Origin of the sequence: Actinomyces graevenitzii C83 (assembly GCF_000239695.1) — a bacterium.
Classification (GTDB): Bacteria; Actinomycetota; Actinomycetes; order Actinomycetales; family Actinomycetaceae; genus Actinomyces; species Actinomyces graevenitzii.
Genome location: NZ_JH470338.1, coordinates 371185 through 392124 on the forward strand (window position 1 = coordinate 371185; position 20940 = coordinate 392124).

Genomic DNA, 20940 nt, shown 5'->3' on the forward strand with positions numbered 1-20940 from the left:
AAGAAGTGATTTTAGATCACGCTAGCTAGGAAAGCGGCAGTGCGCTCCTGCTGGGGATTGTCAATCACCTGGGCGGGGCTACCGGCTTCACACACCACGCCCTGATCCATGAACACCACCTGGTCGGCTACTTCACGAGCAAAGCCAATTTCGTGCGTAACTACCATCATGGTCATGCCGTCATCTGCTAGTTCCTTCATAACGGTTAGCACTTCACCCACCAGCTCAGGGTCCAAAGCTGAGGTAGGTTCATCGAACAGCATGATCTCAGGATCCATAGCCAGGGCCCGGGCAATAGCTACACGCTGTTGCTGACCGCCCGAGAGCTGACTGGGGTAGTGGTCCATGCGGTCACCTAGGCCTACACGCTCAAGCTGTACTTTGGCGGCCTGGGCGGCCTCGGCCTTGGAGCGGCGCAGCACCTGCACCTGGGCTTCCATGACGTTTTCAAGCGCAGTCATATGCGGGAAAAGGTTGAACCGCTGGAACACCATGCCGATACGGCTACGCTGCTTAGCGATTTCACTGTGGCGCAGCTCGTGCAAGGTAACTGAACCATCGGCGTGGACCTGCTCGCGCATTCCCTGTAGCTGGCCTTCAACATAGATCCGGCCGGCAGAAATGGTTTCCAGCTGGTTTACGCAGCGCAGCAAAGTGGACTTACCTGAACCCGAGGGGCCCAGCAGACAGCACACCTGACCTGGTTCAATATTCAGATTAATGCCGCGCAAGACGTGTAGGTGCCCAAAAAACTTGTGCACATCACGGATCTCAACCATTGCGGTGGTCTCATTTGTGGCAGCCATTATGCTTCTTTCAGGGCAGGATCTTGTCTACGGGCTTAGCTGGCGTAGTGCCAGCGCGAATAATCGCTTGTTGGCGCTTAGAAGTGTTACGCAGCTTCTTGCCTGAATCGGGGGCAAATCCACGTCCGTAGTAGCGCTCAATGTAGTACTGGAACACCATCCAGATACTGGTGATCAGTAGATACCAGATCGCGGCTACGATCAGCAGCGGAATAGGCAGGAATAGACGCGTGCCTGCAGCGTTGGCGACGAAGGTGAGCTCCTTGGTGAAAGGCACTGCCAAAACCAGTGAGGTGGTCTTAAGCATGGAGATAGTTTCGTTACCGGTAGGAGGCACGATCACCCGCATAGCCTGAGGCAGCACAATACGCCGTAGAGTCTGACCTTTGCTCATGCCCAGGGCCTGGGCGGCTTCAGTTTGGCCCTTATCAACCGAGTCGATACCCGAGCGCACAATCTCACTGAGGTAGGCGCCTTCGTTAAGACCCAAACCTAGGATTGCTGCAAACGCACCGGCAAACAGCTCTTTAGTGGAGAAGGTAAAGAACTCTGGCCCAAAGGGGATACCTAGCGAGAGCTTGTTGTACAGCGTAGGCAGCAAACCCCAAAACACCAGCTGGGTGTAAATAGGGGTACCACGGAAGAACCAAATGTAAATGTAGGCAACCCAGCGCAGTACCGGGTTATCGCTTTTGCGGCCCACAGCAGAGAGCACTGCCAGCACAATACCGATAGCCATAGCGGCCACGGTCAGCATTAATGTCCAACCCACAGCCTGGACCACGTGAACGTCACGGACATAAAGCCACACCACGTCCCAGCGGTAGTTGGCATTGGTGAATAAACCATTAACCAACATGGCAGCCAGGATTAAGACTACGGCAGCTGCCAGCCATGTGCCCGGCCTGGGCAGACGCTTGAGCTTAATAAGCTCTACATCGCTATTAGAATTCATGATTACCTATATTCGACTGAATAATCATTCAGCGGGGTTGATGGTGGCAGTCTTGAGTGCCTGGGAGGTGTCGATACCCCAGGCGGTCAGGATTTGGTTCCACACACCCTTATCAATCAGGTACTGCATGGCCTTTTGTACGGCCTGGGTGGTGGCGGCGTCGTTCTTGTTAATGACGATGGCTTGAGTGGCCGGATCAACCAGCTCACCTACGGCGACGACGGCCCCGTTAGTCTGCTTGGCGGCGTAGTCCGCCACCGGCGAGTCAGCGAAGGTAGCGTCTAGAGCCTTGCCGGCAAGGGCCGTAGTGGCGTCACCGAACTTGGCGTAAGACTTGACGTTAATAGCCTTCTTGGAAGCCTTAGTGCAGTTGGTGGAGTAGGTGTTAATGGCCTCTTCCTGGGAGGTGCCAGTTTGTACCCCAATGGTTAGGCCGCACAGGTTTAGCGGGTTAGAGGGGTCAACCTTGGAGGGGTTGCCCTTGGCCACGTTAAAGCGTGAACCTACCTTGATGTAGGCCACCATATTGACTGACTTAGTCCGCTCACTGGTTACCGTGAAGGAAGAGACGGACATGTCGTACTTAGAGCCAACTGCCGGAATGATGGAGTCAAATTCGGCGTTAACGAACTTAACCTTCAGGCCCAAAACCTTAGACAAGGCGGTAGCCAGATCAACTTCGTAACCAATGGGCTTGCCATTAGCATCCAAGAACTCAGCCGGTGAGTAGTCCGCGCTGGTGGCGATAGTCAAAGTGCCGTCGCCGCTAACCGAAGCAGGTAGCAGTGAGGCAATGTCGTCCTGCTTAGTGACGCCGCTAAGATCCACGGTGGGAACTGAAGCGGAGGCGGTGGAACCGGATCGCTGTGCCATTTCCTTCGCAGCGTCGGTGCAGCCAGAAAGCCCCAAGGCACAGGTGGCTACTAGTAGTGAAGCGATAACGGGAAGCGACTTCTTCATTTCCCTCTCCCGAGGATGATTGTGAATATTACTCTATGCGGTGATTATTCACCGCTGAGAAATATTATAGATAGTTCTATGCATTGGTATGCAAACTAATGCAAAAAGTTGGACTGTTTGTCCAGTCACAACTAACCGATGCTGACAATCATTTCACTAAGAGGCTGACCTGATCCGTCACGACGCTCATCACTAGCAGGTAAAGCCACTGGATCACCATTAGAATCCAGTGCTCGCGCGGGTTCTAGGCCCACCCAAGCTAAAGCTAGAGCCTGCTCACCAGCTAAGAATCGTTGGCAACGCACCCCGGCTGTGGCCCGCCCCTTGCTGGGGAAGCGATCTAGTGGCGTTACCTTAACTGAGCCTTTAGTCCCCATCTGGCTGTCTGTTTCAGCTTCGCTGCCGGCTTCAGCTTCACTTTGGATAGCTGCGCCAGCCACGGTGACTACTTGACTTTGTGCCAGTTCCTCACTAGCCACCACTCCGGCGGCGATAACCTTGGCGCCTGCGTGCAAAGAAATACCGGCCATGCCGCCAGCGCCGCGTCCCTGAGGACGCACCTTGGCGGCGTCGAAACGCAGCAGCTGGGCGTCGTCGGTAATTAAAACCAAGCTGGAAGTATCAGCTGCGTGAGAGGCGTAAACCAGGCGGTCAGTGGGGGAGAGGGAAATAATCTCCCAAGCTTGTCCGCGCGCCGGGTGATCGCCCGGCTTTACCCGTTTAACTACGCCCTGGGCGCTAGCTAGGAAAATCGGGGCTTGGCTTTGGGTGGCTTCATCCAAAGACACCAGCCCAACTACCTGCTCGCCTTCACCCAGTTCCACCAGGGCCGCAATTTCAGTGCCACCGCTGAGGCTAAGGTTGTCGCTGCGCTGCAGCTCAGGCACGGCTACCACATCAAGTTTAACTAGGCGCCCCTGATTGGTAACGGCCCCAACCTGGGTGCGGGCCGTGGCCCCAACTGTGCTAACCCAGGCATCGCTGTTTTGGCGTGCGCCCTCACGGTTCAGCGGCTCAGGCCCAGAAACACGCGCCACCAAGCCGCCGGTAGACAAAACTACTTGGCAAGGATCGTCGGGAATAGTTAACGGCACCTCAGCGACGCTAGCGCCAGGGGTCAGGGCTGGGGTCACGCGCGCAGCGCGGGTGCGGGTAGCTTTGCTGCGCGGGCCTGGGGTGCCGTCAGCCTCCAACAAAATAGTGCGACGCGGCGTGCCAAAACGGTCAGAAATCTGCTTTAGCTCCAGCGAAACCGTGGCGCGCAGGCGCTCATCAGAGCCCAGAATCTGGCGCAGCTGCTCAATATCTTTATTTAGCTCATCGCGCTCTTTTTCCAGCTCAATGACAGAGAACTTAGTTAGGCGCCGCAGCTGCAACTCCAGGATGTAGTTGGCCTGGGCTTCGCTTAAATCAAATACCTGCATCAGGCGGGTGCGGGCGCTAGCACTGTCATCACTAGAGCGAACTACCGCAATTACCTCATCGATATCCAAAATGGCAACCAGTAGCCCCTCCACCAGATGTAGTCGCTCTAGGCGCCTATCTAGGCGGAACTGGGTACGGCGGCGCACCACATTGAGGCGGTGATCAACAAATACTCGTAGCAGCTGAGCTAACCCCAAAGTGCGTGGCTGGCCATCGACTAGGGCCACATTGTTAATGCCGAAAGATTCTTCTAGCGGAGTGAACTTATATAGCTGCGCTAGCACAGCTTCAGGGTTGTAGCCGGTTTTAACCCCGATAACTAGGCGTGTGCCGTGGTTGCGGTCAGTTAGGTTGGCGACGTCAGTTACGCCCTGGAGCTTTTTAGAGCCGACGGCGTCCTTAATTTTTTCAATTACCCGTTCAGGCCCTACCAGGTAGGGCAGCTGGGTGACAATGATGCCTTTTTTGCGGGCGGTGATGTTTTCGATGTGAGCGCTGGCGCGAGTACGGAAAACTCCTCGGCCGCTGCGGTAGGCGTCGCGGATACCGTCGAGGCCCACAATCATGGCTCCCTCGGGCAGGTCAGGCCCGGGCACAAACGCCATCAGGTCTTCGAGGCTAGCCTCGGGGTGGGTTACCAGGTGGCGGGCGGCGCCAATTACCTCCACCAGGTTATGTGGAGCCATATTGGTGGCCATACCCACCGCAATGCCGCTAGCGCCATTAACTAGCAGGTTAGGGAAGGCGGCCGGTAATACTTCAGGCTCTTGCAACGTGTAGTCATAGTTGGGGGAGAAGTCTACGGTGCCCTCATCAATGTCGGCGGTTAGCGCCAAGGCCGGGTGATCCAAACGTGACTCGGTGTAACGCGGGGCGGCCGGGCCGTCGTCGAGAGAACCAAAGTTGCCGTGACCATCAACCAGTGGCAAACGCATAGTGAAAGGCTGGGCTAGACGCACCAGTGCCTCATAAATAGCTACGTCTCCGTGCGGGTGTAGGCGCCCCATCACGTCACCAACTACGCGCGAGCATTTGACGTGCGGCTTTTCAGGGCGCAACCCCATGCGGTCCATCTGGAACAAGATGCGTCGCTGTACGGGTTTGAGGCCGTCACGCGCGTCGGGCAGGGCACGCGCGTAAATAACTGAGTAGGAATACTCCAGGAAGCTGGAGCGCATTTCTTTAGACAGATCGATGTCTACGATAGCGCCATCAGTATGAGTGCTTGCAGAAGTCCCTTTGGCCATAGCCGGTATTTTCCCAGTTTAGGCGAATTTACGCCACTTTAGTGCCTCGAAGCATAATAGAGCTATGAGCGTAGTACCTGATAAATTAGCGGCTTTAGCCGCCCCCCTGGGCACGCGGGGAGCTTTGGCTGACGTACTGGCGGGTATTTGCAGTGCGTTGGGGGCAGATATCGAGCTTGTAGACACTGTCAATGATGAGGCTACCTGCCCGACTACTAGCCTGGTAACTAATGCTCAGGCCACCCAAGCCGCTAAACGCCTGGGTTTAGACCAGCTAGGTGATGCGCAGGCACCGATAGTGATGGTGCTAGTAGATGGTCTGGGCTGGCAGATGCTGCGCGAGCGCGCTGGGCACACCCCTAACCTGCGTCGGCTACTAGCTGATTCTGATTATTTACATACCTGCGCGCCCTCCACCACGGCGGCGGCGTTAACTACTTTGGCTACCGGCGTTTATCCCGGCGCCCACGCCATGGTGGGCTATGCGGTGCGTGACCCACTATTGCGCGGGCATCTGGGCGCAGGGCATGTGCCCGGCCCGGGCGACGTATTTGACCTGATTACCTTTAAAAACTCTAGCCATGACCCGCTCACCTGGCAGAGTGTGCCCACCCTAATCGAACGCGCTAACGCTAAAGCTAATGCTGGCTGCGGGCCGCAGCTGGGGGCGGTGAGCATTGGCCGCTCAAAGTTTGCCGGCTCAGGTTTAAGTCTGGCGGCTTGGCGCGGTTTTAAACATATCGGGGTAGATGCCCTCGACCAGCGCCCCTACCAGGCTTACCGGGCCATTAAGGAGGGGGCCAAGCTGGTTTACCTATATGTGGGCGAGCTTGACCATGCCGGACACAACCACGGCTGGCATTCAGATAAATGGTTAGAGGCCCTAGAAGCTTTAGATGCCATGGTGGGGCAGCTGTTTAGGCGCCTGCCCGCCGGCACCCGGATTGTGCTCACCGCTGATCACGGCATGGTTGATACCGACCGGCATCACCGCATTGATCTGGCTAAAGAAAAAGAACTGGCTAAAGATGTGGTGGCGGTGGCGGGGGAGTCTCGCTTCTTACAGCTTTACGTTCCTGACGACGTCGCTAGTGCCCCCGCAGCTGGTAGCCCTGGCCTGGGCGTGGCTGGAGCCCGGGGAGATGGCGATAACGGCCAGGCAATCTCCGCTCCTGCCAGGGTTAGGGCTGACATGAAGGCAACCGGCGGCGTCGTCGAAAACAGCGGACGCGAAGAACTAGCCCAAAGCGTGGCTAAACGCTGGGCCGAATTTTTAGGTGACCGAGCCATTTGGGTGGGCACAGATCCAAGCCCACTTATGGGACCACTAAGCCCAGGCGCGCGCGCCGCAGTGGGCGACGTACTGGTCGCATTAAACGACAACTGGACCGTAGTCGATTCGCGCGTACAAAGCTTTCACGCCACCCAGCTAATTGGGGTGCATGGCTCACTAACCCCAGTTGAGCTGGAAGTACCTCTGATCAAGGCAGTGGTTTAGTAGTCGTAAGAAAGTGTGGGAACTAGCCGGGAATTTAGGGGAAATAGCGGTGCTAGCTCTTACTCGGGCTTAGCGCCAAACATGATCTCATGCCAAGGCGGCACAGATTGGCGGCCTTTACTGCGACTACGTGCCTCTGAAGCCTCTAAGCTACGTCTGACCATAGAGTCTTGCTTAGTGATAGCAATAGTTGAGGTGGGCAGGTAAACCTCGCTGTCGGCGTCAGTTGACGGTAGAGAATGCGAGACTGTCTCCTTCAAATCCTGGCGTAAAGCTTCTGCACCAGAGATAGCTTCAGGGGCTGAGTGTGTTTGTGGATCAGTCTCGCTTCGGCCAAAAGGGACAATCTGTCCAGTCTCATCCGAAACAGTGGGGATAGATCCAGTGAAATCCTCGTCAGCAAATTCAGACAAGTCCATGCGCTGAGGCTGACCACGTTGGGCGTTAAGCTCAGCCACTAAAGCCTCAGTGGAAGTATCTTCCACCACGATGGGCTCTATCGTGACCGCTTTAGGGTTGGCGTTAGCGCCGGGAGCCTTAGAGTCTTGGTCAAACACCTGCGGGCGCGCAGAGGCCACATTCTCAGTTAACCAGCGTGCTTCTTCATCAAGGGCGCGCACAGAGTTGGTGTGCAGGTCATAACTCCAGCTGGCCTGCTTTTCTTCAGCGCCTTGCACGAAAGTAACCATAATCTGCCAGGGATCACGGTTTTCCCGCACCGCATCCCAAGTAACCAGCTCAGGGTCAACTCCGCGCGTAGCCAGGCGGTCCAAAACCAGTTCACCCAGCAGCGGAGAATCCTTACCCCAACCAATGTGGCATTTTTGGGCGCGATTTACCGCCCAGTTACGCTCAGCAATGATAGGAGCCTCATAGGTTTGCACGCGCGCCAAGGGGAAACCGGTAAGATCAGAAACTTCCTGGGCACTAGCCCCGGCGCGCATTAACACCTGCATCTGCTTAGGTGACATATTGGCGGCAGCTTCAGGGGGAGGAATAGGCACACTGACCCGGTCGCGACGAACCGCCGAACGCAAGGCATCGTCGATAACAAGGGTGAAACGCTGCCCTTGGGCATCAGTGAGGACAACTGAATCCCCATTCACACCCAGCAGCTCAAGCTCGATCATGTGGCCTCCTAATAAACGCACGCGCTAATAGAGTGCCACTAACCTTAAGTAAAAACAGACTAATTTACCGGTGTGGCGCCAACCAAAGCACACACATAAGTTTACCTGGCTAAACATTGCATGGGTGTTCACATAAGCGATGCCAAATCGAGCTTTGACAAAGCCTATTAATGTGTTACTATCCGCGTGCTTACATATGGTATTGCGCACCCGGCGCTATACCCTTCACGGCCAAGAAAGATAGGAGCGACAAGCGCAATGGCAACTGACTACGATGCCCCGCGTCGCAACGAGGATGAGCCGGAAGCCGATTCCCTTGAAGAGCTTACAACTCATCAAAAAGACCAGTCTTCTGCGGCGATCGAAGAAGACGAAAACGAGATTGCTGAAGGCTTTGAGCTCCCCGGGGCCGATCTGTCTCGTGAAGAACTAAGTGTCCACGTAGTTCCCCAACTCGAGGATGAGTTCACCTGCTCTGAGTGCTTCCTGGTACACCACCGCAGCCAGCTGGCTTATGTTGATGATGCCACCAACCTGCCGGTGTGCACCGATTGTGCAGGCTGAGCCCAAACGGCTAGGCCTAAGCAATTAAAAAGGACAAAAGAAATGAGGCTCCCATATGGGTTGGCTACGCAAAAGTCGTCAGCGTGACGAAGAAGTAGAGCAAGTCGAATCAGATAAGCTCGAAAAGGAAGAAAAGGAAATCCCACTGGCCTATGGGCCGCGTGACTGGGCCGATGCCGATGAGGACGAAGACCTAGTCGACATGGGGGCCATCCGCCTACCGGCAATTGAAGGTATGCAGGTCACCTTGATTCCTAGCACCGGCACCGAGCTCGACACTGTTGTAGCCGCCCTGGGAGGTTCAAGCATTGAGCTGCGTGCCTTTGCAGCGCCGCGTAGCGGCAAACTTTGGCCGCAGGTGCGCGAAGACCTAGTAGCTGAACTAGGTCGCATCGGGGCCCGTACCCAAGAGCTAAAACTTGGCGAGCGAATTGAAATCGCCGCCCTAGTGCCAGCCCAAAACCCGGCTGTTGACGGTAATATCGCTATGCGCGTGCTGGGCTTTGACGGTCCGCGTTGGTTTTTGCGGGCAGTTATTACCGGCCCGGCCGCCACCGAGCAGCGTGCCCGCGCAGCTATTGATGAGATTGTGTGCGGCATGGTGGTTTATCGCGACGGCGCCCCACACCCGCCGCGTGACGTACTGCCCCTGCACGCTCCCGGAGCAGTAAACAGTGAAGCAGATTCCGGCCTGGACATTCTCGCTCCCGGCCCCACTATTGCAGAGGTACGCTGAGGAAATTGAGTCTTTTCCGCAAGTTAAAGCACTTGCTGACGACTTCTCGAGACGACCTTGAGGCCGCCGATGAGCAAGAGGTTGCCGGTGCTCACGCACAAACCAAGATCGCTGAGGTTAAAGAACGCCAGCCCGTCAAAATTGCGGGGGTAGTGCGTTCAGTAACCTACTCGCCAGCAAAAGCCAGGCCTATTTTTGTGGCCTGCCTATATGACGGCACCGCCTCAATCGACCTGGCCTGGATGGGTCGGCGCGAAGTTGCCGGTATCTGGCCCGGTATTCACCTGGTGGCTAACGGTACCGTGGTAGCTGGACGTACCCGGCCAACTATTTTCAACCCCGCCTACGAGATTGTGGATGAAGCCTAGTGGTTTTGCCTAAATCCCCCCATAACGACGACGCCACGCCAGCAGCAGATAAAAACGCCCAGGCGCCGTCGTTGCCTGTAAATGCGGGGCTGAGCCAAATCGCCTCCCAAAATTTCGATGCCAAAGCGGCAGTAGGCGGCTGGCGTGGAATTACCGAATCAGTACTGCCCGTAGTGGTGTTCATTGGCGCCCTGGCCTTAAGCGGACAAAACCTAAAAGTAGCGGTCATTGCTGCATTAATGGTGTCTGGCGTGGCCATTGTGGCGCGCCTGTGCCAACGCCAAAGCCTGCTGCAAGCTCTAGCTGGTGGGGCTATCACCATCATCTCAGCGGCCCTGGCCTGGTATAACCAGGACGCCGGCCAGTTCTATGCCATGGGCCTGCTAGTTAATGTGGTCTGGCTGGCGGTAGTGCTGATCTCAATGCTTATGCGCTACCCGCTGGTGGGAGTAATTGTCGCAGTGGTGACCGGCTGCGGGATGGACTGGCGCAAGCAGCCCGGCGAGCGGCGTCGTCGTTACTACCTGGCCACCTGGCTGCTGGCGGGCATGTTTAGCCTACGTCTAGTTGTAGAAGTACCCCTCTACCTGGCGGGTGCCAGCGCCCTAACCGCGCTGAGCATTGCCCGCCTGGCTTTGGGGACGCCGCTATTTTTGCTCGCTGTCTGGCTGATCTGGCTTCTGGTTCAAGGGATAGATCGCACCAGTAGGTAGAGCCGGCTGAGTACTTAGAATCTGGGGGATTAGCCCAACTTGATCCTCACCCTCGCGGGCGGTTAGGAAAATAAGCTCATCTCCCGGCTCAAAGCGCTCATCCTCGTCGGGATTAACCGGCCGGTAGTCACGCAAAATCGCTGCCAACACGGTGTGCGGGGGCCACTGCATCTGACTGATTAAGTAGCCAATCACCGGTGCATCGGCAGGCAAAGTGTACTCATGCATATGCGCCCCTGACTGGTGGAAACGGAAAATGGACACCATAGAGCCCACCGAAACCGCTTCCTCCACCAGGGAAGTCATAATGCGCGGGGTAGACACGGCCACATCCACGCCCCAAGAGTCATCAAACATCCACTCATTTTTAGGGTTATTTACACGTGCCACCGTACGCGGCACCCCAAACTCAGTCTTAGCCAGCAGGGAAATAACCAGATTTACCTTGTCATCGCCAGTGGCGGCCACAACCACCTCGCAAGCGTCAACATCTGCCTGGCTTAAAGAATCAATGTCGCAGGCATCAGCCAGCAACCAGTCGGCGTCGGGCACAGAAGCCACGCGCATAGCGTCAGGAGCGTTATCAACCAAGGTGATTTCATGGCCGTGAGAAATCAGCTCACGCGCAATAGAACACCCCACCGAGCCGGCGCCAGCAACTAAAATACGCATCAGAACTCCTTAACAGGCGCTTTAGATAAGGTCCGGCGCAGCTTACTGGCCTGAGCCACCGTCACTGCGCAATGCAGCAGATCCCCATCTTGCAAAATTTTCTTATCGCTAGCCACGATCATGGCTGAACCGCGCGTAAGCCAAGCCACGCGCATTTCAGCACGCCGCTCAATTTGCTCAATACTCATCCCCACCCAGGCCGGGTGCGGGCTTAGCTGCACCATCACCACTGCGGTTTCATCGCCCGGCAGGGGAGTTGAGGTGGTGTTAGGCAGCATACGTGACATTATCTGCTCAGTAGTCCAACGCACGGTAGCTACTGAGGGAATACCTAGACGCTCATAGACGTCGGCGCGGCGGGCGTCATAAATACGTGCCACCACATGCTCCACCCCGAAAGTCTCGCGCGCCACACGGGCGGCCAAAATATTGGAGTTATCACCGTTAGATACGGCAGCAAAAGCGTAAGCGTCATCGATGCCAGCCTGCTCTAACGCGTCACGGTCAAAGCCCATGCCCTTGACTTTGCGACCAGAGAAATCGGCTGGTAGACGCCTAAAAGCATCACTGGAACGATCGATAACTGCCACAGAATGGCCATAACTATCTAGCTGTGCGGCCAGGGCTGCCCCCACACGGCCGCATCCCATAATGACGAAATGCACGGGTTAAACGCTACCTTATTTACCTCAATTGGCATACCATGACGCTACGTGCGTGACTTTATAGACCGGACTAAGCGTTTATTTGTAGGCCGCCCTGTTTCTAGTCGAGGACTAGGACAGACTTTATTACCTAAGCGTGTGGCACTGCCTGTCTTTGCCTCAGATGCGCTTTCGTCAGTAGGTTATGCGCCTGATGAAGTACTAATTACCCTCTCCGTTGCCGGCGCCGCAGCAGCTACCCTATCGCCTTGGATTGGCCTAGCCGTGGTGGCAGTTTTGGCGATTGTGGTGATGTCTTACCGCCAAACCGTTTACGCCTACCCTTCAGGTGGTGGCGACTATGAGGTAGTTACCGACAACCTTGGTCCGCGTGCCGGTACCTTAGTGGCCTCAGCGCTACTTAGTGACTATGTGCTGACCGTAGCCGTGTCTATCTCCTCGGGCACAGCCTACCTGGCTGCGGCCGTGCCGGCAGTGGCACCCTATAAGGTGCAGATAGCTGTGGCAGTGGCCTCGATTTTGGCCATCATTAACCTGCGTGGCACCAGGGACGCCGGCTCAGCTTTTGCTATCCCCACCTACCTGTATATGGCGGCCATTGGGATTATGGCCGTGGTCGGTTTTGCCCAGGAATTTACTGGGCATTTGGGCCAGGCTCCTTCTGGCGCTTACACCCTAGAAAGCAGCTGGGATCAGGGGCTGACCTCACTGGCCGGTGTTTTCCTGATTTTGCGCGCATTTTCTTCCGGATGCGCGGCGCTGACTGGGGTTGAGGCTATCTCCAACGGGGTACCCTCCTTCCGCCGTCCTAAGTCCAAAAACGCCGCCACCACCTTGGCGATGCTGGGGCTGATTGCCGCCGTCATGCTTATGAGCGTGATCCACCTAGCTGGCAGCACCGGCGTCAAAATGGCTGAGCACCCGGCCACAGAGCTGCTGCTTAACGGCCAGCCGGTAGGCCCCAAATACCACCAAGACCCGGTGATTGGGCAGCTGGCTGCCACTATTTTTGCTGACTTTAAACCTATGTTCTACCTGGTCACGGCCGTGACCGGACTAATTTTGGTACTAGCCGCCAACACCGCATTTAACGGTTTCCCGGTGCTAGCCAGTGTCTTGGGCCGCGACCAGATGCTGCCGCGTCAGCTGGCTGCGCGCGGTGACCGCCTGGCTTACTCCAACGGTATTGCGGTGCTGTGGCTGGGAGCATTGGCCTTCATTATTGGTTTTGCTGCCGACGTTAACCGCCTGATTCAGCTCTACATCGTGGGCGTGTTTATTTCCTTCACGCTCTCCCAGGTGGGCATGGTGCGTTACTGGACCCGCCAACTTAAAACTTCCACTGACGCTACTCGACGCAAGCAGATGCGCCGATCGCGTGTAGTTAACGCAATTGGCGTGTTTGGTACCGGCGTAGTGCTCATTATTGTGCTGCTGACTAAGGTCACCCGTGGCGCCTGGATCACTCTGCTGGTTATGGCAGTGCTGTACCTGATCATGAACGCAATTCGCCGTTACTACACCAGCGTGGGAGAGCAGCTGGCTATCGATGACCTGCATGATTGGCGTGTGGGCCCGGCCCGCGTGCACGCCATTGTGTTGGTTTCGCGCCTGCACAAGCCCACCATGCGCGCTATCACCTACGCCGTTAGCACCCACCCCACCTCGATTGAGGCGGTAAATGTTGACACCGGTGGGGATGAAGCTCGCGAGCTAGTTAAGCTTTGGCGCGAAGATCAAATTGATGTGCCGCTGACTATTTTGGATTCACCTTTCCGCGACATTGTGCGTCCCATCCTCACCCATGTGCGTTCAATCCGCCGTGACTCTCCGCGTGACCTGGTGGTTATTTACCTACCTGAATACGTGGTGCGCCACTGGTGGCAGCAGATTTTGCACAACCAAAGCGCCCTGCGTTTAAAGGCCGCGCTGCTGTTTATTCCGGGAGTGGTTACCGCCTCGGTGCCGTGGCTGATCGGTTCAGCTGCGCCGGTAAGTCAGCCGGCTGCTTTGCCTTACCGCGCCAGTTAAAATAGGGCAGTTGCGTTTATAACCCTCAGCACCCCTAAGTACCTTTAACCCTTAAGGAAGAAGCTATGAGCGAGCTGGTTGGTAGTGAACTGGTAATTGAAGCTGGCAAGCCCGCTCACGGCGGTTACTGCCTGGCCCATATTGATCAGGGCACGGTTTTTGTGCGCTTTGCTCTTCCTGGTGAAAAGGTACGTATCCGCATCACGAATCGCTCGAAGCGAGTTTTGTTCGCTGACGCCATTGAGATTCTTGAGCCCTCACCTGACCGCGTGCCCAGCGTCTGGCCGGCAGCCGGGCCGGGCGGCGTCGGGGGAGGGGAGCTAGCTCACGTATCCCTAAAGGCTCAGCGCACCTGGAAACGCTGGGTGCTGCAGGACTGTTTAACTCGCTTGGGCGGCACGCAGGTGGCCGAGCAGCTTAGCCAGGTGGGTTTGCCCCAGGTACAAGCTTTGGGCTCCGACGGCGATGAGCACGCTAAGGGCCTGGGGCGACGCTCCCGAGTGGAGCTAACTGTTTCACCTGCGGGCCAGCTGGGGATGCACGGCTACCGCTCCAAAAAAGTTATTGCCTTGGACTCTATGCCGCTAGCTGCCCCGGCCATTAGAGATCTGGAGTTGTTTAGCCGTAAAGCTTGGCGGCATTTGCTTAAGCCGGGTGCGCGAGTGCGGGCAGTGGCTCCAAGTGGCGGCCAGGCTATGGTTAGCGTGGGTGAGCAGGTCTATGGCTCTAACGCTAAGCCCAGTTCTCGACGCCGTGTTCAGGAGATTGTTGACGCCTCCGGGCTGGGTTTGGGGCAGCTGCACTATCAGGTGCATGTAAATGGTTTTTGGCAGGTTCACCCGCTAGCGCCGACGACGCTGGTGCGCGAGGTGGTAGGCCAGGGCTTAGCTGGTCTGGATAACCCTAAAACTTTGGAGCTTTACAGTGGGGCGGGCCTGTTCACGCTGCCTTTGTCGCTGCTGGGGGCGCAGGTTACTGCTCTGGAAGGCTCTCTGCAGGCGGTGCGTGATGGGCGTCGTAACCTGCACGATCAGGGTGCTCGCTTGGTGCAGGCTAATGTTGACGCCGCTGCGGTAAGCCAATACGGCGACGGCGCCCAGCTGGTGGTGCTAGACCCGCCGCGCGCCGGGGCGGGGCGTGAAGTGGTAGAGGCAATTGGCAAGCTGCAAGCCCAACGCGTAGTACTAGTGGCCTGTGATCCGGCGGCTTTGGCCCGTGACCTGGGATTGTTTGTGGCCCAGGGCTACCAGCTGGAGCACATGGCGGCATTTGATCTGTTCCCGCACACTCACCACTTTGAGACGGTTTGTGTGCTGTCAAAAGTGGCATAACCGCTATGCTTGCCTAAATGATAAAGTGCGCTACGGAACTGATGCTTTGACTGTGCTGCCACACTAGAAACAAATCTCCGGTGTATTAGTGATTCATGCCGCTTAGATGAGTGTCATCTTGGGTAGTGGATCTCTAGATTGCTTTGCGAGCTTTTTGTTGTATTAGTAACTACCGGTGTGACGGATATTTTATGGTATAAGGTTTGCTGAATCAAGAAAGTGTAAAAATATGAGTCCATTTTTGTTAGTGGCTGTAAAGCTACTAATTGGTTTCCTGGTGATGGTTGTTATCATCAACATTTCAGGTAAAGGAAACCTGGCTCCATCGTCAGCTAGTGACTAAATTGTAAACTATGTGCTTGGTGGGATCATTGGTGGCGTTATCTATAACAATAGCGTCAAAATCCTTAATTTTATTGCCATTTTGTGTATCTGGTGTGCCCTGGTTCTCGGGATGAAGTGGATAAAGGTGCACAATGTAAAAGCCAAGCAGCCTATCGATGGCAAGGCTCTGTTGATCATCAGTGATGGCAAAATTGATACAGAAAATTGTAGGCGAACTGGGCTGTCGGCTCATGATGTGGCTTTCAAGCTGCGAACAAATGGAATTTACTCATCAAAGTCTGTAAAACGGGCCGTGGTGGAACAGAACGGTCAGCTAATTATCATGCAAGATGGTGACGAGACCATAAAGTTCCCGCTCATTACTGACGGTCAGGTGCAAAATGACATCCTAGAGGTGATTGGCAAGGATGAGCAGTGGCTTCAAGCTGAACTAGAAAAACAGGATATCGCTAAGGCTAGCGATGTATTCCTACGGGAGTATTTAGGTGGCTGCCTGGTTGTGACTACCTATCAATAGACACTAGCTATTTGCCGCGCCTGGCTATTTACTAACAGAAATCGATTAATTAAATACTATAAAATAGCCTTAGCTAGAAAGAAGCAAAGATGGCTAACATCGCTACCGCGCAGTGGATGATGGTATTTTCAATTATTCCACTGTGTTTCTATAACGGAAAACGTGGGCGCGGGGATAAAAATTTCTTCTATATCTTCTATCCGACCCACATTTACGTGCTATACATAGCAGCTAGCTTGCTGCATTGATCCTATATTTTAGAAGGAAACCTAATGGGGTATCTGGTCTCTATAAAAGTGGCCATGCTGGTTTTTCCAGAGCTAGCATTTCTCTTAACGCTGCCGTACATGGTTGTCAACTATCGTAAGTACGGTTCTATAAATAAACTGCGAACCCTGATTCTATACTCGTTCGTTTTGTATCTGCTAACTATCTACCTGTTAGTGGTATTGCCATTACCTGCGATAGCTGATGTGCATACAAGCTACACGGAAATGCTGAATCTAGTTCCGTTTATGTTTGTGGCAGATTTCGTTAAAGAAAGCCCGTTAGTCCTATCTAAATCGGCAACCTGGCTGTCGGCGTTAGGGGACTCAACTTTCTATGTGCCAGCCTTCAACGTTTTGATGTTAATTCCGTTTGGAATGTACTTGCGTTACTACTTTACATGTAGCTTTAAGAAAACGGCATTGCTGACGGCATTGTTGAGTTTGTTCTTTGAATTGACCCAATTATCTGGACTCTACTTTATGTATTCAGGGCCGTATCGCTTGGGCGACATTGACGATATTATCCAGAACACCAGCGGAGGTTGCATTGGTTATGCGCTAGGATGGTTTGCTATCAAGTTGCTACCTTCCAGGGAAGAAATTGATAAGCAAGCATTGCATGCAGGGATGAAGGTTTCTGGAATTCGCTTCGGTTTATCGATCATTATTGACGCGTTGCTTGTGTATGTTCCGTATGCTGTATCAAAAACATCTCTACCATTCGTATTGTTTATAACTCTCTATTTTAGTTTAGTTCCATTACTAAATGGTAAAACTCTAGGTAGTGCCTTGTTGAAATTTGGTGTGGAGTTTGAAAATGTCAAATGGGGTCGCACGATTCTTAGAGGAATCTTACTTGCAGCATATTTTTGCTTAGTTCCTCTGGGGTTACTGTACCTAGCAAACGAGTTTAATAAAGGCGCGGATTCTCTGTTATTCCTTTGTCTGCTCGTGATCACACTTTTGGTGCTGGCGCTCTATGTGTTAGTTACGGTCGCAGTGATGCTTTTGAATCGTAGATTATTGTTCGATCGTCTATCTGGTGCCAGCTATATAAGCACGGTTGTGAAGAAACCGCTGGATGAGAAGCCCGAGTCTGATAAGTCCGAGCTTGAGAAGCCTGAGCTTGAGAGGCTTGAGCTTGAGAGGGTTGAACTTGAGAGGGTTGAACTTGAGAAGCCTGAGCTTGAGGAGTAGCTAAGGTTAGAAGGGTGCGAAGATAGTCTTGGCACGACTGGCCTTAGCGTTCTATGTGTCACCAGGATGATTGCTTTGAATACCCTGTAAAACAAGATAGGATGACCTTATGAGTCAACTAAATCAAGCTACCAATGACGGCCAGTTGGACTATCGAGACAATGAGGCCTACTTTGAGGCCGCCTGGATATTTAACCAAGATGAGTACTCCAGGGAGTCTTTCGCAGCGGAATTTAATGAGATTCTAACAGAGCGTGTTGGTGAAAATTGGCGTGAACACAAGGTTAATACGCCCATTAAAGAAAAAGCGCTGCTAGTCGTATATGAAGCTTGGATTCAGGGGCTTGATCAGCTTCATCAAAACGAGCTGCTTGCTGAGGGTGAAGAACTTCTAGAGGATGAGAGCGACGATGGTTGGTGGCAGGTAGAAGTAATTGCCTACCTTGAACCGGATGACAAAGTTGCCTTCTCTATCGAAGAGCTGCTGTTTAAGCTGCAAAACCTCATGGCAAATAAGGAACTTGGTGACCACGTTTTCTTTGAGGGCTTCGATTATGTAGGCCTATACAACAAGGAAACCGGAGTTAAAGACGAAGAAAACGGACTGCCGACACTTTACGTGTGCTGCGGCAGCTGATTGGCTCAACCATGGCCTTCGATTTTAAGAAAGAATACAAAGAGCTCTATAGACCTAAGAACAGGCCAGAGATCGTGGATGTGCCCAGCGCAAATTATATTGGCGTGAGTGGACAGGGTGATCCAAATGAGGCAGAGGGAGCGTATCAGCAGGCAATTAGCGTGCTATATGCTGTCGCCTACACTTTGAAAATGAGCTATAAAACCGACTATAAAATAGAAGGTTTCTTTCAATATGTAGTTCCTCCACTTGAAGGCTTCTGGTGGCAGGATAATGTTGTTGGCGTAAATTACGCTGACAAGTCAAGTTTTAACTGGATATCCGTTATTCGTTTACCCGATTTTGTCAGTCAAAAAGATTTTGACTGGGCGGTTGAGACTGCAACTAAAAAGAAAAAGCTAGATTGCTCATCGGCGCAGTTCATGACTATCGCTGAGGGACTGTGTGTGCAGATGATGCACCTAGGGCCGTTCGCTAACGAGCCAGCAACCGTTGCAGTCATGGATGAATACCTTAAGCAACACGGATATGTTAATGATCTAAATGCAGATAGGCTGCATCACGAGATTTATCTATCTGATGCTAGGAAGGTTGCTCCAGAAAAATGGAAAACCGTAATTAGGCACCCTGTGAATAAAGCTTAAAACTTTACACTTATTTGAGTTTAAGACAGTCCAGGTGTAGTGGATATTAACTTATGGGAAGTAAAAAGTATCAAGCGCTGTTATATGCTACATTAGCGGCGGTGTTCTATGCTATAAATATCCCGGCGTCAAAGCTTTTGCTGCACGAAGTTGGGCCAACCACTATGGCTGCCTTGCTGTATTTGGGTGCAGGTATAGGTGTGGGTATATTGGTGCTAGTTAACAGGAAAGAGGCTGCGCAGGCGACGTCACTTTCTAAACAGGATCTTCCCTATGTAATCGGAATGATTGTGTTAGACATAGTAGCTCCCATACTTCTTATGCTGGGTATTAGCTATGGAACCTCAGCTAATGCCTCATTATTAGGAAACTTTGAGATCGTAGCAACCGCAATAATTGCTCTACTAATTTTCAAAGAGTCAGTAAGTAAAAGACTCTGGGGTGCTATTGCATTAATTAGCTTATCTAGTGTGCTGCTCTCCTTTGAAGGCGCCGATAGTTTCAAATTTTCTCTCGGTTCACTATTTGTGCTGCTAGCTACTACTTGTTGGGGTCTAGAAAATAATTGCACTAGAAGTATTGCCTCAAAAAGCACCTATCAGATTGTGGTGTTGAAAGGAATCTTCTCTGGTCTAGGCGCGCTGGTCATAGCCCTTATAAAGGGGGAGAGCATGCCTGAACTTAGCTACGTACTAGCTGCGATGCTGCTGGGATTTGTGGCTTATGGACTGAGCATATTCATGTATGTGCGCGCCCAAAATGTGCTAGGAGCTGCCAAAACAAGCGCCTGTTACGCAGTTGCCCCATTTGTTGGGGCTTTCTTATCTTTCGTGTTCTTGCGTGAAAGCTTGTCGTGGATGTATCTGGTCGCTTTGGCGGTAATGGTTGCTGGTTCAGTACTAGTGATGGCCGATACCTTGATACTTAGCCACACTCATAGTCATGAACATACTTTTGTGCATACACACGATGGCACAACGCATGCACATACAGTAAGTCACTCACATAGGCACAATCATTACCTAAACGAAGACAAGCACGCTCATCATCACGACGTTGCAAAATTAGAAAAGTTACCCGGGGCTAGGCATGTATAATGTCTAGCAGGTGCTGAAGTTACTATCAGGAGGCCACAAAGATGGGTTTGCGAGCAGGCTACCAGTATTTAAACGATGAGAACTTAACAAAGCTTAAAGCTTGTAGCGGCGATGAAGAAGTCTTCGATTACCTGGAAGCTATCTGTGCAGACTCAGATGATGACTTTGCAGATATGCTCGACATTGACAAAATGTGGGACGTTTTGCACTTCACACTCACCGAGGCAGATGACAACATGCCAGAGCATGTTAAGCCTCTTAGTGAAGCTGTGATGGGAGCAACCCCGATCGAAGACATCGAAAATCACGTTGCCTACACTGATAAATCCAAAATTGCCGCAATCGTAGCAGCACTTAACGCCTTCAACATCGACAAAGCTATAGAAGCGTTCAGCATGGAAGCATGCGCAGTAGAAGAGCTATACCCCTATATCTGGGATCGTGAAGACGAAACTGAAGAGATCAAAGAAGAACTACTGGACTGCTTCACAAACATGCGTGCTTTCTACCGTAAAGCACTAGAAACGAACAGTAATGTACTAGTCGGCATTTACTAAACTACCTAATTGAATGTTGTGAGGTAAAAATGACTGATACCTACGAACAGCTAAAAAATCTGTTTGAAGATGAGCAAACGATTGACGATCTTTGGGATTCTGGGGATATCGTCTGGATTGACTGGCGTGAAGATGATGAAGATATCATCAGCTACTTCAATGACTTACTAGAAGAGCGAGTAGAAGTTCAAACCATAGACAACGCTAAGCCCTACGGCCCTGACATCGTACTAAGCAAAGCTGGCAAACAATTCCAGATTCCTTACGGCCAGGAGAAGGATCGCGACACCACCATTAAATACTTCAACGACTTCGTTAAAGAGGAGTATGGGGTCAGGTGGTTCGTGGAAAGTCTAGGCGATGACACGCTTGGTTTCATCGTGCTACCAGCGGCTGAATGGCAAAAGCTAGAAGATGACTTTGGAGAGCAGACAGTCAGGTACTACTTTGCTCCCATCGATCTTGAAACAAAGATGTTTGACTTGGATGTCAGTGAAGTGTCCAGCCTGATCGAACTGCGCGCTGCAACCAAAGAAGTTAAGTAACTGCTGTTGGCGCTAGTGGCCAAGCTAGCGC

The 20940-nt window shown here is 53.0% G+C and carries 22 protein-coding genes and 1 pseudogene; 16 read left to right on the top strand and 7 right to left on the bottom strand.

What is annotated here, in order from left to right:
- Nucleotides 1–11: 11 nt before the first annotated feature.
- The 4 genes from HMPREF0045_RS01680 to HMPREF0045_RS01695 all read right to left on the bottom strand — a co-directional run bounded on the left by HMPREF0045_RS01680 (nucleotide 12) and on the right by HMPREF0045_RS01695 (nucleotide 5393).
- Nucleotides 12–806 carry an amino acid ABC transporter ATP-binding protein gene (locus tag HMPREF0045_RS01680; protein WP_005984889.1) on the bottom strand — a complete coding sequence of 265 codons (795 nt, stop codon included), beginning with the start codon at nucleotides 804–806 and terminating at the stop codon, nucleotides 12–14.
- A gap of 10 nt (nucleotides 807–816) precedes the next feature.
- Entirely contained in the window at nucleotides 817–1761 is a 945-nt protein-coding gene (locus HMPREF0045_RS01685) for an amino acid ABC transporter permease (protein ID WP_005984891.1), read from the bottom strand.
- Nucleotides 1762–1785: 24 nt separating this feature from the next.
- Nucleotides 1786–2721, bottom strand: a complete 936-nt coding sequence (locus HMPREF0045_RS01690) for an ABC transporter substrate-binding protein (RefSeq protein WP_005984892.1) — start codon at nucleotides 2719–2721, stop codon at nucleotides 1786–1788.
- A gap of 131 nt (nucleotides 2722–2852) precedes the next feature.
- Complete coding sequence (locus HMPREF0045_RS01695) at nucleotides 2853–5393, bottom strand: DNA gyrase/topoisomerase IV subunit A (protein WP_005984894.1); 2541 nt, start codon at nucleotides 5391–5393, stop codon at nucleotides 2853–2855.
- A gap of 64 nt (nucleotides 5394–5457) precedes the next feature.
- Between HMPREF0045_RS01695 and HMPREF0045_RS01700 the strand changes: the two genes are divergently transcribed.
- A complete protein-coding gene (locus HMPREF0045_RS01700; protein WP_005984896.1) occupies nucleotides 5458–6891 on the top strand; it encodes an alkaline phosphatase family protein in 1434 nt (477 codons plus the stop codon).
- A 59-nt stretch (nucleotides 6892–6950) separates the two neighbouring features.
- On the opposite strand, the gene sepH is transcribed toward HMPREF0045_RS01700, so the two are convergent.
- Nucleotides 6951–8021, bottom strand: coding sequence for a septation protein SepH (gene sepH, locus HMPREF0045_RS01705; RefSeq protein WP_005984897.1), 1071 nt, complete (start codon nucleotides 8019–8021; stop codon nucleotides 6951–6953).
- 258 nt (nucleotides 8022–8279) lie between these two features.
- Here sepH and HMPREF0045_RS01710 point away from each other — a divergent pair, with 258 nt between their 5' ends.
- Genes HMPREF0045_RS01710 through HMPREF0045_RS01725 form a run of 4 tightly spaced genes read left to right on the top strand, consistent with a single transcriptional unit; the run spans nucleotide 8280 to nucleotide 10402 of the window.
- Nucleotides 8280–8585, top strand: coding sequence for a DUF4193 domain-containing protein (locus tag HMPREF0045_RS01710; RefSeq protein WP_005984899.1), 306 nt, complete (start codon nucleotides 8280–8282; stop codon nucleotides 8583–8585).
- Nucleotides 8586–8640: 55 nt separating this feature from the next.
- Nucleotides 8641–9321, top strand: coding sequence for a DUF3710 domain-containing protein (locus HMPREF0045_RS01715; RefSeq protein WP_005984901.1), 681 nt, complete (start codon nucleotides 8641–8643; stop codon nucleotides 9319–9321).
- A 32-nt stretch (nucleotides 9322–9353) separates the two neighbouring features.
- Nucleotides 9354–9689, top strand: a complete 336-nt coding sequence (locus HMPREF0045_RS01720) for an OB-fold nucleic acid binding domain-containing protein (protein WP_231196662.1) — start codon at nucleotides 9354–9356, stop codon at nucleotides 9687–9689.
- Nucleotides 9690–9694: 5 nt separating this feature from the next.
- Entirely contained in the window at nucleotides 9695–10402 is a 708-nt protein-coding gene (locus tag HMPREF0045_RS01725) for a DUF3159 domain-containing protein (RefSeq protein WP_231196663.1), read from the top strand.
- Here HMPREF0045_RS01725 and HMPREF0045_RS01730 read toward each other — a convergent pair.
- Nucleotides 10337–11074, bottom strand: a complete 738-nt coding sequence (locus tag HMPREF0045_RS01730; protein WP_005984906.1) for a potassium channel family protein — start codon at nucleotides 11072–11074, stop codon at nucleotides 10337–10339. The genes HMPREF0045_RS01725 and HMPREF0045_RS01730 overlap by 66 nt on opposite strands.
- Nucleotides 11074–11739, bottom strand: a complete 666-nt coding sequence (locus tag HMPREF0045_RS01735) for a potassium channel family protein (protein WP_040315643.1) — start codon at nucleotides 11737–11739, stop codon at nucleotides 11074–11076. The genes HMPREF0045_RS01730 and HMPREF0045_RS01735 overlap by 1 nt, the downstream gene beginning before the upstream one ends.
- Nucleotides 11740–11787: 48 nt before the next feature.
- Here HMPREF0045_RS01735 and HMPREF0045_RS01740 point away from each other — a divergent pair, with 48 nt between their 5' ends.
- The 11 genes and pseudogenes from HMPREF0045_RS01740 (at nucleotide 11788) to HMPREF0045_RS01785 (ending at nucleotide 20909) form a co-directional block, all read left to right on the top strand.
- Nucleotides 11788–13770 carry an APC family permease gene (locus HMPREF0045_RS01740; RefSeq protein WP_005984911.1) on the top strand — a complete coding sequence of 661 codons (1983 nt, stop codon included), beginning with the start codon at nucleotides 11788–11790 and terminating at the stop codon, nucleotides 13768–13770.
- A 65-nt stretch (nucleotides 13771–13835) separates the two neighbouring features.
- Nucleotides 13836–15101: a class I SAM-dependent RNA methyltransferase gene (locus HMPREF0045_RS01745; RefSeq protein WP_005984914.1), complete on the top strand. Its 1266-nt coding sequence runs from the start codon at nucleotides 13836–13838 to the stop codon at nucleotides 15099–15101.
- Nucleotides 15102–15330: 229 nt separating this feature from the next.
- Nucleotides 15331–15555, top strand: a pseudogene (locus HMPREF0045_RS11205) (DUF421 domain-containing protein); the annotation flags it as partial.
- Nucleotides 15556–15963: a DUF421 domain-containing protein gene (locus HMPREF0045_RS01750; RefSeq protein WP_330932959.1), complete on the top strand. Its 408-nt coding sequence runs from the start codon at nucleotides 15556–15558 to the stop codon at nucleotides 15961–15963.
- Nucleotides 15964–16082: 119 nt separating this feature from the next.
- The gene (locus HMPREF0045_RS11280; protein WP_414105154.1) at nucleotides 16083–16211 is read left to right on the top strand and encodes a hypothetical protein; all 129 of its coding nucleotides are present in this window, start codon (nucleotides 16083–16085) and stop codon (nucleotides 16209–16211) included.
- A 24-nt stretch (nucleotides 16212–16235) separates the two neighbouring features.
- Nucleotides 16236–17429 (top strand): VanZ family protein, encoded by a 1194-nt coding sequence (locus HMPREF0045_RS01760; protein ID WP_005984919.1) that lies wholly within the window; start codon nucleotides 16236–16238, stop codon nucleotides 17427–17429.
- Between the two features lie 109 nt (nucleotides 17430–17538).
- The gene (locus tag HMPREF0045_RS01765; RefSeq protein ID WP_005984920.1) at nucleotides 17539–18066 is read left to right on the top strand and encodes a hypothetical protein; all 528 of its coding nucleotides are present in this window, start codon (nucleotides 17539–17541) and stop codon (nucleotides 18064–18066) included.
- Nucleotides 18067–18077: 11 nt separating this feature from the next.
- Nucleotides 18078–18710 (top strand): GyrI-like domain-containing protein, encoded by a 633-nt coding sequence (locus tag HMPREF0045_RS01770; protein ID WP_021603108.1) that lies wholly within the window; start codon nucleotides 18078–18080, stop codon nucleotides 18708–18710.
- Between the two features lie 53 nt (nucleotides 18711–18763).
- Complete coding sequence (locus HMPREF0045_RS01775; protein WP_005984924.1) at nucleotides 18764–19807, top strand: DMT family transporter; 1044 nt, start codon at nucleotides 18764–18766, stop codon at nucleotides 19805–19807.
- Between the two features lie 41 nt (nucleotides 19808–19848).
- Nucleotides 19849–20364, top strand: coding sequence for a YfbM family protein (locus HMPREF0045_RS01780; protein ID WP_005984925.1), 516 nt, complete (start codon nucleotides 19849–19851; stop codon nucleotides 20362–20364).
- A 29-nt stretch (nucleotides 20365–20393) separates the two neighbouring features.
- On the top strand, nucleotides 20394–20909 hold the full coding sequence (locus HMPREF0045_RS01785; RefSeq protein ID WP_005984926.1) for a hypothetical protein: 516 nt from the start codon (nucleotides 20394–20396) through the stop codon (nucleotides 20907–20909).
- Nucleotides 20910–20940 lie beyond the last annotated feature (31 nt).